General features: G+C 32.9%; 9 protein-coding genes and 2 riboswitches. Of the genes, 1 reads left to right on the top strand and 8 read right to left on the bottom strand.

The genetic code is table 11. The features are described 5' to 3' along the window. Positions 1 to 11 precede the first annotated feature (11 nt). From GXM21_RS04410 to GXM21_RS04385, 6 genes are all read right to left on the bottom strand, one after another. Positions 12 to 392: a nitroreductase family protein gene (locus GXM21_RS04410; protein ID WP_008538327.1), complete on the bottom strand. Its 381-nt coding sequence runs from the start codon at positions 390 to 392 to the stop codon at positions 12 to 14. Positions 393 to 667: 275 nt separating this feature from the next. Further along, positions 668 to 958 carry a hypothetical protein gene (locus GXM21_RS04405; RefSeq protein ID WP_008538328.1) on the bottom strand — a complete coding sequence of 97 codons (291 nt, stop codon included), beginning with the start codon at positions 956 to 958 and terminating at the stop codon, positions 668 to 670. Positions 959 to 1,022: 64 nt separating this feature from the next. Then, positions 1,023 to 2,207, bottom strand: a complete 1,185-nt coding sequence (gene meaB / locus GXM21_RS04400) for a methylmalonyl Co-A mutase-associated GTPase MeaB (RefSeq protein WP_008538330.1) — start codon at positions 2,205 to 2,207, stop codon at positions 1,023 to 1,025. Positions 2,208 to 2,211: 4 nt separating this feature from the next. Beyond that, the gene (gene scpA, locus GXM21_RS04395; RefSeq protein WP_008538331.1) at positions 2,212 to 4,395 is read right to left on the bottom strand and encodes a methylmalonyl-CoA mutase; all 2,184 of its coding nucleotides are present in this window, start codon (positions 4,393 to 4,395) and stop codon (positions 2,212 to 2,214) included. Continuing rightward, positions 4,395 to 6,587 (bottom strand): methylmalonyl-CoA mutase family protein, encoded by a 2,193-nt coding sequence (locus tag GXM21_RS04390; protein WP_008538332.1) that lies wholly within the window; start codon positions 6,585 to 6,587, stop codon positions 4,395 to 4,397. Before GXM21_RS04390 ends, scpA begins: the two co-directional genes overlap by 1 nt. Before the next feature lie 480 nt (positions 6,588 to 7,067). Further along, positions 7,068 to 7,241, bottom strand: a riboswitch (cobalamin riboswitch). Positions 7,242 to 7,370: 129 nt separating this feature from the next. Beyond that, positions 7,371 to 7,559, top strand: a riboswitch (cobalamin riboswitch). A gap of 254 nt (positions 7,560 to 7,813) precedes the next feature. Continuing rightward, positions 7,814 to 8,266 carry a NanQ anomerase/TabA/YiaL family protein gene (locus GXM21_RS04385; RefSeq protein ID WP_008538333.1) on the bottom strand — a complete coding sequence of 151 codons (453 nt, stop codon included), beginning with the start codon at positions 8,264 to 8,266 and terminating at the stop codon, positions 7,814 to 7,816. Between the two features lie 113 nt (positions 8,267 to 8,379). Between GXM21_RS04385 and uvrB the strand changes: the two genes are divergently transcribed. Beyond that, positions 8,380 to 10,404, top strand: coding sequence for an excinuclease ABC subunit UvrB (gene uvrB, locus GXM21_RS04380; protein ID WP_008538334.1), 2,025 nt, complete (start codon positions 8,380 to 8,382; stop codon positions 10,402 to 10,404). A gap of 47 nt (positions 10,405 to 10,451) precedes the next feature. Here uvrB and GXM21_RS04375 read toward each other — a convergent pair whose 3' ends face one another. Both GXM21_RS04375 and GXM21_RS04370 read right to left on the bottom strand, forming a co-directional pair. After that, positions 10,452 to 11,408 carry an ABC transporter ATP-binding protein gene (locus GXM21_RS04375; protein WP_008538335.1) on the bottom strand — a complete coding sequence of 319 codons (957 nt, stop codon included), beginning with the start codon at positions 11,406 to 11,408 and terminating at the stop codon, positions 10,452 to 10,454. After that, positions 11,408 to 12,418 carry an ABC transporter ATP-binding protein gene (locus tag GXM21_RS04370; RefSeq protein ID WP_008538336.1) on the bottom strand — a complete coding sequence of 337 codons (1,011 nt, stop codon included), beginning with the start codon at positions 12,416 to 12,418 and terminating at the stop codon, positions 11,408 to 11,410. Before GXM21_RS04370 ends, GXM21_RS04375 begins: the two co-directional genes overlap by 1 nt. Positions 12,419 to 12,424 lie beyond the last annotated feature (6 nt).

The following is a 12,424-nucleotide window of genomic DNA, read 5'->3' as shown; positions in this document are numbered from 1 at the left end:
ATTTATTCACGTCATTGAACAATTTTATCAAAATCTTTTCGTGGTCTAACTACAAGTTTTTCATCAGCATAACCCAATAATGCAATATAAGCTATTATTTCACCCTTTTTATTTAACCAATGTTTTAATTCTGGATATACAAAGAAAATATCTCCTATCCATAAACTTCCTAATCCTAAATTGTTAGCAGTTAATAACATATTTTCAATACTTGCACATATTGCTTGAATATCACAAATTTCAGCAATATGTTCCTCAAAACTCAAGAATTTTCTATATTCTTTAGATAATGTATTTATTACAAAAATAAGTACTGTAGCTTCTTGCATAATTTTAAAACTATTTTGAGCACTATTGATATAGTTAACATAATTAGGTAATAATGATTGCATTAATTCCCTAGTTATTCCTTAATTTAAAATCTGCATACATTCTTGTTTTGATTTATCCATAACCACTATAAAATACCATGGTTGTCTATTTTTAGCAGAAGGAGCTTATCGTCCAGCTTCTAAAATTTTTTAATTAAATCCTTTTGTTACTTATTCTGCTTAAACTTATGTATACTTCTCCTATTTTCAATATCAATTATCATAGATAGTCACCTTCTTATTATATAAAAATAACCACTATCTAATAAAAAAATTGGGCTAGATAGTGGTTATTTTTATTTTTCTTGTAAAGAATCCCATAATAATAAAATATTATTACCTACTTCTGCATAAAAACGAATACTTTTTGTTTGTTTTCTTTCTTCCCAAGCTACATGGTTTTTTGATTTTTCCTGTGCATATTTTTCTTTAAAAACTTTTAACATTTTATCATTAAACTGTACATCAATCATCATATTATATCTTTGAAAATTTTTATCTACTAAAATATAATGATTATCTAATACTTTTAAATTATATTTTTTCTCAATTAAATCTATATAACCTTTTGGTAATTTATAATCCATATCTTAAAAATCCTTTCTTCATTTATAAATAAAGGCGTAATCCCTAAGGATACGCCTTTATTATTCATTTTAAATCAAATGGAGATAAGTTTCTTAAACTGTTTTCATTAATATCAGCATTAGCAAATTTATCTATCAACTGTTGCACTGCTAGTGTTGCAGATAATTTTCCATTAATTACATCTTCTTCAATTTCTCCTTTACTTTTTATAATCTCTGGACAACGATAAAATAAATTATGCAAATGTTCTTCTATCATAGTATACACCCAAGAAATCGTTTGTTGTTTTCGACGTTCCTTCAAAACACCATTAGCAAAACCTTGTTTCATAAAAACTTTCACAACATTTTGCCAAAAATCCATAATTCCTTCACCTGTATATGCTGAACAAGTATAAGCATGTGTAGTCCAGTGCTCTGTTGCTTGTCGCAAAAATTGCAAAATACGTTCATATTCTGCACGAGTCACCAATGCTCTTTGCTTATTATCTCCATCAGCTTTATTTACTAAAATAGCGTCAGCTAATTCCATAACACCTTTTTTCATGCCCTGTAATTCATCACCAGCACCTGTTAATACAACTAAAAGGAAAAAATCTACCATAGAACGTACTGTCGTTTCACTTTGTCCTACGCCTACCGTTTCCACTAAGATTGTATCATAACCAGCAGCTTCACATAAAAGTAATGTTTCTCTACTTTTACGTGTTAATCCTCCCAAAGTACCTCCAGATGGTGATGGTCGAATAAAAGCATTTGGCTCTCTTGATAACTGCTCCATTCTAGTTTTATCCCCTAAGATACTACCACGTGTAACTGTACTAGATGGGTCTACTGCCAATACTGCTACTTTATGCCCTTGTTGACATAATTTAGTTCCTAAAGCTTCAATTAAAGTAGATTTACCTGCACCTGGTACACCTGTAATTCCAATTCGCATAGATTTTCCAGTATATGGTAAAATTTTTTGAATTACTTCTTGTGCCATAGCAAAATGTACACTTGCATTACTTTCAATTAAAGTAATAGCTCTTGATAAAATCATACGATTTCCAGCTAAAATACCTTTAACATAATCATCTACTGTTAATTTTACTTGTTTAACTATTTTGGGTTTATTTACATGATGTTCAGTTTTATTTTGCTCACTCATACCATCATGTCCACCTTCTACACCTCGCATAACTCTACAGGCAAATTTATCATCATTATTATCAGGTCTCCATGAAGGCTTATACGTATCAGTCATAACATTAGTCCTCCAGACGTTTGTTAAGAAGCTCCAATACTTTTTTTGCACAAACAGGAATTATCGTACCTGGTCCAAAAATGGCAGCAGCACCATGTTCATATAAGAAATCATAATCTTGAGCAGGTATTACCCCACCAATTACTACCATAATATCTTCACGACCACGTTTTTTCAATTCTTCAATGAGTTGTGGCATTAAAGTTTTATGACCAGCTGCCAAGGAACTCATACCTACAATATGCACATCATTATCAACAGCATCTTGAGCAGCTTCTTCTGGTGTTTGGAATAATGGACCAATATCAACATCATAACCCATATCAGCAAAAGCAGTAGCAATTACTTTTGCTCCACGATCATGACCATCTTGTCCCATTTTAGCAATATAGATACGAGGACGACGACCATATTCCACTTCAAACTTATCTGTCATATCACGAACTTCTTTAATAACATCATCATCACTAAATTCACTACTATATACACCAGATATAGAACGAATAATTGCTTTATGTCTACCACAAACTTTTTCTACTGCATCAGAAATTTCACCTTTAGATGCACGTGCTCTTGCTGCTTCTACAGCTAATTCTAATAAATTACCTTCACCTGTTTCCATAGAACGAGTGATAGCTTCAAGACAAGAACGAACTTTGTCATTATCACGATTTGCACGTAATTTTTTAAGTCTCTCAATCTGAGCTAAACGAACTGCTGTATTATCAACTTCTAAAATATCAAGTGGATCTTCTTTATCTAAGCGAAGATAATTTACGCCAACAATTTTTTCACTACCAGAATCAATATGAGCTTGACGACGTGCTGCTGCTTCTTCTATACGCATTTTAGGCAGACCTGTATCAATTGCTTTAGACATACCACCGAGAGCTTCAATTTCTTGAATATGTGCCCAAGCTTTTTTTATGAGTTGATTTGTTAAAAATTCTACATAATACGAACCACCCCATGGGTCAATTACCTTACATACTTTAGTTTCATCTTGAATATATAATTGCGTATTACGAGCAATACGAGCTGAAAAGTCTGTAGGAAGAGCTATAGCTTCATCTAGTGCATTTGTGTGTAAAGATTGTGTATGACCAAGAGCTGCTGCCATAGCTTCAATACAAGTTCGAGTAATATTATTAAATGGATCTTGTTCTGTAAGACTCCAACCAGAAGTCTGAGAATGTGTACGTAAAGCCATAGATTTTGTCTTTTTAGGATGAAAAGAATTGACAATTTTAGCCCAAAGCATACGACCAGCACGCATTTTAGCAATTTCCATGAAATAATTTTTCCCCATAGCCCAAAAGAAAGATAATCGTGGTGCAAATTGGTCAATGGTTAATCCATGTTCTGTACCTGTACGCAAATATTCAAGACCATCAGCTAATGTATAACCTAATTCAATATCTGCTGTTGCACCTGCTTCTTGCATATGATAACCAGAAATAGATATACTATTAAATTTAGGCATATATTTAGAAGTATACTCAAAAATATCACCAATAATTCTCATTGAAGCTGCTGGTGGATAAATATAAGTATTACGTACCATGAACTCTTTTAAAATATCATTTTGAATAGTACCTGCCATAACAGCTTTATCTACACCTTGTTCTTCACCAGCCAAAATATAAAAAGCCATGATAGGAAGTACTGCACCATTCATAGTCATGGATACTGACATCTGATCAAGTGGAATGCCTTTAAATAATATTTCCATATCTAAAATAGAGTCAACTGCTACTCCTGCTTTACCAACATCTCCTACTACACGAGGATGGTCTGAATCATAGCCTCTATGTGTTGCTAAGTCAAAAGCAATAGATAAACCTTTTTGCCCAGCTGCAAGATTTCTACGATAAAAAGCATTTGATTCTTCTGCTGTAGAAAAACCTGCATATTGTCGTACTGTCCATGGTCTTGTTACATACATAGTTGCATATGGACCACGCAAAAATGGTGGAATACCTGCTACAAAATCTAAATGATTACAATCTTTATAAACATTTTCATCATAAAGTGGTGCTACATCTATTTGCTCCATAGTGCGATAAAAATTTTCCTCAAAAGATTTTCCAGTTTCTGCTTTTAAACTTTCTTTCCATTTAGCAAAAGCGACCTCACTCTGTATTGCTTGCTGAAAAGGAATTTGTGTAAAATCTGGTATTTTAGACATTATTCAATCATCCCCTTTTCTTTTTGCATACGAAGTAAAGTTTCATAGCAATTAGAACGAACACTTATATAATCGTCCATACCCGCTTCATCGCATGCTTTTTTTAATTCTGGTGTTGGTGCACCTGCTAAAAAAACTTTCATACTAGGTTTTACAGCCTTAATACCAGAAGTAACAGCTGGCGCGAGTTCTGGATAAGTTGAATCTGTAGAACAAACAATAGCTACATCAGCATTTGAATCAATAGCTGCTTGTACAGCTTCTTCTACTGTTGGAAAACCATTATTAGTAAGTACATTAAATGCTGCTACTTGCATAAATGAAGTAACAAAATCTGCACGTGCTTTATGCTGTGGAATAGGTCCCATATTAGCAAGGAAAATATTTACATTTTCCCCTGTTTTTTCTAGATACTTTTCTGTGCGATGACGAAGTTGTTCATATCTTTCAGTCCAGCGATGTGGCAAAATAGCTTCTATAACTTCACCTGTCGCCTCTCCTGTAAGTGCTGTAGATATTTCACCTAAAGTGGCACCCGCTTTAATAGTCTGTTTAACTGTATTTATTAATGAACCATGTTCACTAAAATCACGTTTACCAATTTCCGATAATAATAATTTAACATAATCATTGTCACGTACTTTTACATTAACTTTAATTGCCATTTTTCTATCTGCTATAATTTTATCAAAATTAATTTCTGGTACTTCCAATAATTTTTCAGTCATATTTGGATACATATTATTACCAACAGCACGATCTTTTCTTGTTGCTAAATTTTTAAAACGAGCTTGTAATACTTCATTAATAGCTATCTGCACAGTATTATTTTCTAAAGCTTTTATTAAACCACCATGAGCTTCAATTTCTTGAAATTTTGCCCAAGCCTTTTGAGTAAACTCTTCTGTCAATGGTTCAAGATACCAACTACCACCAGCAGGGTCTATTGGTTGAATAAAATTAAATTCATGTTGCTCCATAATTTGAATATTTCGTGCAATACGACGAGAAAATTCATCACTAGGACGTATACAATGGTCAAATGGTTTTACAAACATACCATCCATACCACCAACAACAGCAGAAAATGATTGTGTAGCTGCACGAAGTAAATTTACATAAGGATCATATACTGTTTGACAAAAAGACGATGTACTTACATATATATTAATTTTTTGAGCTATATCATCTCCACCACAATTTTTAACAATTTGAGCCCAAATCATTTTCACACTGCGTAATTTAGCAATTTCCATAAAAAAATTTGCACCTATACTAAAATGAAAACGTAAATGACGACAAAAAGTATTCACATCAATGCCACGTCGTTCCATAGATTTCATATATGTTACAGCTTCATTCATGGCATATGCTACTTCTTGGATATCATTTGCACCACCATTGTGATAAACATCTGTATTTACTACTACAGTCTTTAATTCTGGTGCAAATTTTTCTGCCCAACAAATACTATGAGCCATTTCATCATAATATTCATCAAGAGGTCGTGTAAGCTTTCCATCTAAAGCTAATTCTCCAATAGGATCTGCTGTAATAGCACCATGAAGTTTTTTTAGTGATAATTTTTTCTGTTCACACACCACTGCAACAGCAGAAAGTAATGCTATATTAGAAGCACCTGCATAAATATCAATTTCAAATTTTTCTAAATCAACATCATCTAATAATTTATTTACATCTGATAAAGTCGATAAAGAAACACCAATATCTGCGATTTCTTCTTTATTAGCTGTATCTACATCATAACCTTTACGTGTTGCTGTATCCAAAACTACACTTGCAGCTGTTGAACCTTTTAATAATTCATATTTTACCATTTCATTGGCTTCACTAGGAGTTTTAGCATCACACTCTTGAGCTATTGTCCATGGTTTATGTATATAACCACTAGCATTAGCTCCACGTAAATTACTTTCCATTCCTGGATAAGTCTTATTATGAGTTAACCCTTCTAAATCTTCCATACGATAAATAGGGTTTAATGTAATACCTTCATAAGTTTTAGTAAACATACTTTTTTCAAAAGGTTTTCCCTTTAATAATGCCACTACAGCTTCTTTCCATTCTTCATATGAAGGAATTTCAAACTCATCAAAAGTAACAGCAGGAATATCTTGTTCTTGTTGTTCTTCTTGTCGAATTTCTTCGCCAAGTGTTTTATCTTGTTCCATATATAATAATTTCCCTTCTCTACTTCTGCATTTTCATTTAAGGGGATAATTTAATACTATTATTGAATAGTTAATAAATACTCTTATATATCTAATAAATGGTTCGAGTTCCTCCTACCTAGATATTAAATATAAAATTTATAAAAAAGCCATCACTAAATTTAGTGATGGCTGGATTGGTAATATATATTCCCCAAATATTATTTACCATTTTTATTAAATTATTCAAGTATTTATGCTAATCATAATAATGATTAAATTTTTCAGTAAATTAAACATAATTTACAACAAATTAATATGATACATCGATGGCACTTGCTTAAGATAATCATGAGCCATCTTCATGGATTATCTCTATAAACAGAAAAACCGCTTTTCATAAACAATATATGAAAAACGGTAGAAAATTATAATTAGAATTTACATGTATAAAAAACATATACATTCTACTACATCTCTCCCCGTCTCTCGCAGGTCAAACGACGATGCTTCTTATAGGCAGTTCTTCTGACTCAGTATCATTGCTCACTTCGCCTTCCCAGTTTCCCAGTGACATTCATGAAGTTTGCTCCTCTTTACAGCGGCGGGACCGTGCCGGATTTTAACCGTCTTCCCTATTAAGCATAAATATGCACCTATAAGGTTTCATTATCAACTTGTCGCCTTTATTATACTTTTTATTTTATATATTTGTCAACGATAAATTAAAATACTTTTAAGATAATTATTTTATATAGAGTATTGACACAAATTCTATATAGTGATATTCTAAAAAAGAACTGAATATAGTTCAATGAATCAGGTGTCCATTTGGACTTAATAGGGAATTCAGTACGTAATTTATTATTAAGCTGAAACGGTCCCGCCACTGTATGAGGGAACTTATCCAAATTTATGTCACTGGGAAACTGGGAAGGCTTGGATATAGTAATGAACTCGAGTCAGGAGAACTGCCTGATTAACAATCACCGTGTGCAATTAATTTATTTTAATTGCCATACCTGCGAGCGATGGGGAGGAGATTAGACAGTAAATTTTAGAATTTACTCAATGTGTCTATTCACCTCTTTTCAAAGCGAAAAGGGGTTTTTTATTTATCGGTTTTACTTTATGTCTTCAGCAAACATAAAGTAATCATTGCTCAAAATTCCAAACTAATCATTATATTGTTGTATTATTATGCTTATAGCATGCTTAAGTATTATCCTAAGCATGCTATTTTTTTCTTATAATTTAATTTTAAAGATAGCTTTTTTTATAGTTTGACTTTGTTGACAGATAATAGCAGTACGATGAGCATCTTCTGGATAACAAATTAGAAAATCACCTTTGTTAATTAAGTTAACATTAGCTTTTTCTTCACCTATTAATTCCACAAAATCGCGATTTTCGTCAAATGATTTTATTTGCATATCATCGCAAAAGCTCACATCAATACTTTCTTTGCCTTCAATAATCATATGCACATCAATATATTTTTTATGTGCTTCCCAAAAGCGCTCTTCACGTTTTACTGTAGCATAGTTTTCGATATTAACAAAAAACTCATCGCCATTTATTTTATAACTACCTTTTTCATATGCAGTTAAATCATGTTCTTTTGCATAAGTAAAACAAGCTTTAATTTTTTCTGTCAAAAAATCATACTTATCTGCGTATTTAAGATTGCCAAAAATCATGTTTATAACCTCTTTTCTTAGTTTATTAAAATAATTATATCATGATATTGAAAAAATATTCTTCTCCATTTATCATTAAAGCTAAATATTAATATTATAAGTGAGATGATTTTATGGTACACATACCAAAATTAAATACATTACAAACTGAAAATAAAATTCCCTTTAAAGTAGAAGCACCTTTTGAACCTACAGGCGACCAACCTCAAGCGATTGAAGCTTTAGCTCAAGGCATTCAAAATGGTCAAACATCACAAGTTTTATTAGGTGCTACAGGTACAGGAAAGACTTTTACTATCGCTAAATTAATTGAAAAAATCCAAAAACCTACACTTGTTATCGCTCATAATAAAACGCTAGCTGCACAATTAGCTAGTGAGTTTAAAGAATTTTTTCCGCATAACGCTGTAGAATATTTTGTCAGCTACTATGATTATTACCAACCAGAAGCCTATATTGCCCAAACAGATACTTATATCGAAAAAGATTCTTCCATCAATGATGAAATTGATAAGCTTCGCCATTCTGCAACTTGTTCTTTATTCGAACGTCGTGATGTCATCATTGTTGCTAGCGTATCTTGTATCTATGGTTTAGGTTCACCAGAAGATTATTATGATTTAGTCTTATCTGTACGTGAAGGTCAAGAATATCCTCGTGATGATATTTTGCGAAAATTAGTTTCTATCCAATATGAACGCAATGATATAAATTTTGACCGTGGTAAATTTCGCGTTCGTGGTGATGTCATTGAAATTTTTCCTGCTGGCTATAGTGATAGAGCTATCCGCATTGAACTTTTTGGTGATGAGGTTGACCGCATTTTAGAAGTAGATACATTGACTGGCGAAGTCTATGGTCAACGCAAACACATTTTAATTTATCCTGCTTCTCACTATGTAACTTCTAAAGAACATATGAAAGAAGCTATCGACTCCATACAAGAAGAACTTCAACAGCAATTAAAAATCCTTGAAGATGATAATAAACTCTTAGAAGCTCAACGTTTGAAACAACGCACAAATTATGATTTAGAAACTATGGAAGAGATGGGATATTGCTCTGGCATCGAAAATTATTCACGCCATTTAACAGGCAGAAAAGCTGGCGAAGCTCCGTATACACTTCTTGATTATTTCCCTGATGATTTTTTAATCGTCATTGATGAATCTCATGTTACTATACCACAGATAAAAGCTATGTATGCAGGCGACCGCTCACGCAAAGAATCACTTGTAGATAACGGTTTTCGTTTGCCTTCTGCCTTTGATAATCGTCCTTTGCGCTTTGAAGAATTTCTCGATCATATCAATCAGATAATCTATGTTTCTGCTACACCAGCACCATTTGAATTAGCACAAGCAAATCAAGTAGTAGAACAGATAATCCGTCCAACTGGTCTATTAGACCCTGAAATAGAAATTCGCCCACTTGAAGGGCAAATGGACGATTTACTTGGAGAAATCAAAATTCGCACTAAGAAAAATGAACGTGTGCTCATCACTACTTTGACTAAAAAAATGGCTGAAAATCTCACTGATTATTTAAAAGAAATGGGTATCAAAGTCCGTTATCTTCATTCTGATATTGCCACTATTGAAAGAGCGGAAATCATTCGCGATTTACGTCTAGGAAAATTTGATGTACTCGTAGGGATTAACTTATTACGTGAAGGCTTGGATATGCCAGAAGTCTCTTTAGTAGCTATCTTAGACGCTGATAAAGAAGGCTTCTTGCGTTCAGAGACATCTCTCATTCAGACAATTGGTCGTGCTGCTAGAAATGCTCATGGTAAAGTAATCATGTACGCCGACCGCATCACCGATTCTATGCAAAAAGCCATTGATGAAACTATGCGTCGTCGAGAAGTCCAAGATAAATACAATCAAGATCATCATATAACACCGAAAACAATTCAAAAGAAAATAAAAAATCTCATTGAAACTACTATGGTTGCAGAAGAAAAAGCAAGTTATGATGCTGAAAAACCAAAGAAAAAATTGAAAATGACTGTTAAAGAAAAGAAAAAATTAATTCTTTCTTTAACTAAAGAAATGCAAGAAGCTTCTCGCAACTTAGAGTTTGAACGAGCTGCTCAAATTCGCGATATCATCTTTGAATTAAACGAAAAAAAATAATTTATTTATAAAAAAGCACTATAGCATGAAAACTATAGTGCTTTTACTTATTCATCATAAAGATGACAACGTACATATCTATTATTTATCATTTTCATTTCAGGTAATTTCTGTCTGCAAAATTCTTTAGCTTTTGGGCAACGTGTATTGAACGGACAACCTTTTGGCGGATTTAATGGACCTGGCAATTCACCTTGCAAGATAATTCGCTGTTTATGTTTTTCTTTTTGTGGGTCTGGCAATGGAATTGAAGATAACAATGCTTTCGTATATGGGTGTAGAGGATTTGTATATAAATCTTCTGTATCGGCAAGCTCTACAATTTGCCCTAGATACATAACTGCTACTTTTTGGCTGATATAACGTACCATAGCTAAATCATGAGCGATAAATAAATATGTCAGACCTAATTCATGTTGTAATTTTTCTAGTAAATTTACGACTTGTGCTTGAATAGATACATCAAGTGCCGAAATCGGTTCATCGCAGATAATCAGTTTAGGTTCACAAGCAAGTGCTCTAGCTATACCGATACGCTGTCTTTGTCCGCCACTAAATTCATGAGGAAAACGGTTTGCCTGCTCTTTACTCAATCCCACTAATTCCAATAATTCATAGATACGCTCTTGTCTTTGTTTTTTATCTGTATATAAATTATGCACAAGCAAAGGCTCTTCAATGATATCTGCCACTGTCATTCTTGGATTTAATGAAGCATATGGATCTTGAAATATCATTTGAATATCTTTTGTCATCTCTTTATTTTGTGAAATATCTTTGCCTGCAAATATGATTTTGCCTTTTGTCGGTTTATATAAACCGATAATAGTTCTACCTGTAGTTGATTTTCCACAGCCTGACTCACCTACAAGACCTAATGTTTTTCCCTCTTCTATGGAAAAACTGACATCATTTACTGCTCTCAAAATCTGTTTTGGTCTTCCCCAAAAAGAACGCTTCACTACAAAATCTTTATGTAGATTTTTGACTTCTAATAAATTCATCAAAATTCCTCCTTATTCTCTTTGGGTGCAAATTCATGCTCCAACCAACATTTTACATAATGATCTTTATTTAATTGTGTCTTTTCTGGCATCAATTGCATACAGATTTTCATTGCTTTTGTACATCGTTTGACAAATGGACAATAATCAATACTTTCTTTTAAATCTGGTGGCTGTCCATCGATCACATATAATTTATCTTCTTTATTTAAATTTAAATGAGGCAAAGATTTTAATAAACCTCGCGTATAAGGGTGATGTGCATGATAAAACAAATCATCAACATTTGCTTTTTCTACGATTTGACCTGCATACATAACTGCTACTTCATCGCAAATATTGGCAATAACTCCTAAATCATGCGATATCATAATGATGGACATATTTAATTTTTCTTGTAAAGATTTCAATAAATCTAAAATTTGTGCCTGCACAGTTACATCAAGAGCTGTTGTCGGCTCATCTGCTATCAATAATTCTGGTTCACAGGCAAGTGCCATTGCAATCATCACACGTTGACGCATACCGCCACTGAATTGATGGGGATAATCTTTCAATCTTTTTGGGGCAAATGGTATCCCTACTAAATTTAATAATTCTACAGCTTTTTCTGTCGCTTCTTTATCCGATAATTGTTTATGCAAAAATAAAACTTCTTTTATCTGCGTACCAATTGTAAGTACAGGATTTAAAGATGTCATTGGATCTTGGAATATCATCGCAATTTTATTGCCACGAATTTTGGCTAAATCTTCATCTTGAAAATTAACTAAATCCTGACCTTGCCATAAAATCTGACCATTTTCAATTATGCTATTTTCTTTAGGCAATAAACCCATGATAGCATGAGCCGTTACTGATTTTCCACAGCCTGACTCGCCCACTATGCCCAAAGCTTGTCCTCTTTTTAAAGCAAAACTGACATTGCGTACTGCTTTTACTTTTCCTCGATAAGTCTGAAAAGCAACTGCTAAATCTTTTACTTGTAAAATTTCTTTATTTTCTTCCATGGTAAA

Source organism: Megamonas funiformis, from assembly GCF_010669225.1.
In the GTDB taxonomy this organism is placed as follows: Bacteria; Bacillota; Negativicutes; order Selenomonadales; family Selenomonadaceae; genus Megamonas; species Megamonas funiformis.
The sequence above is the reverse complement of the archived record's forward strand: the minus strand, read 5'-3'. Positions and strand labels throughout refer to the sequence as shown.

Excerpts from the sequence above, each read along its gene's own strand:
- meaB (WP_008538330.1), bottom strand. The coding sequence starts at position 2,207 with ATGACTGATACGTATAAGCCTTCATGGAGACCTGATAATAATGATGAT.
- GXM21_RS04405 (WP_008538328.1), bottom strand. The coding sequence starts at position 958 with ATGGATTATAAATTACCAAAAGGTTATATAGATTTAATTGAGAAAAAA.
- GXM21_RS04410 (WP_008538327.1), bottom strand. The coding sequence starts at position 392 with ATGCAATCATTATTACCTAATTATGTTAACTATATCAATAGTGCTCAA.
- GXM21_RS04375 (WP_008538335.1), bottom strand. The coding sequence starts at position 11,408 with ATGAATTTATTAGAAGTCAAAAATCTACATAAAGATTTTGTAGTGAAG.
- GXM21_RS04370 (WP_008538336.1), bottom strand. The coding sequence starts at position 12,418 with ATGGAAGAAAATAAAGAAATTTTACAAGTAAAAGATTTAGCAGTTGCT.
- GXM21_RS04390 (WP_008538332.1), bottom strand. The coding sequence starts at position 6,587 with ATGGAACAAGATAAAACACTTGGCGAAGAAATTCGACAAGAAGAACAA.
- scpA (WP_008538331.1), bottom strand. The coding sequence starts at position 4,395 with ATGTCTAAAATACCAGATTTTACACAAATTCCTTTTCAGCAAGCAATA.
- uvrB (WP_008538334.1), top strand. The coding sequence starts at position 8,380 with ATGGTACACATACCAAAATTAAATACATTACAAACTGAAAATAAAATT.
- GXM21_RS04385 (WP_008538333.1), bottom strand. The coding sequence starts at position 8,266 with ATGATTTTTGGCAATCTTAAATACGCAGATAAGTATGATTTTTTGACA.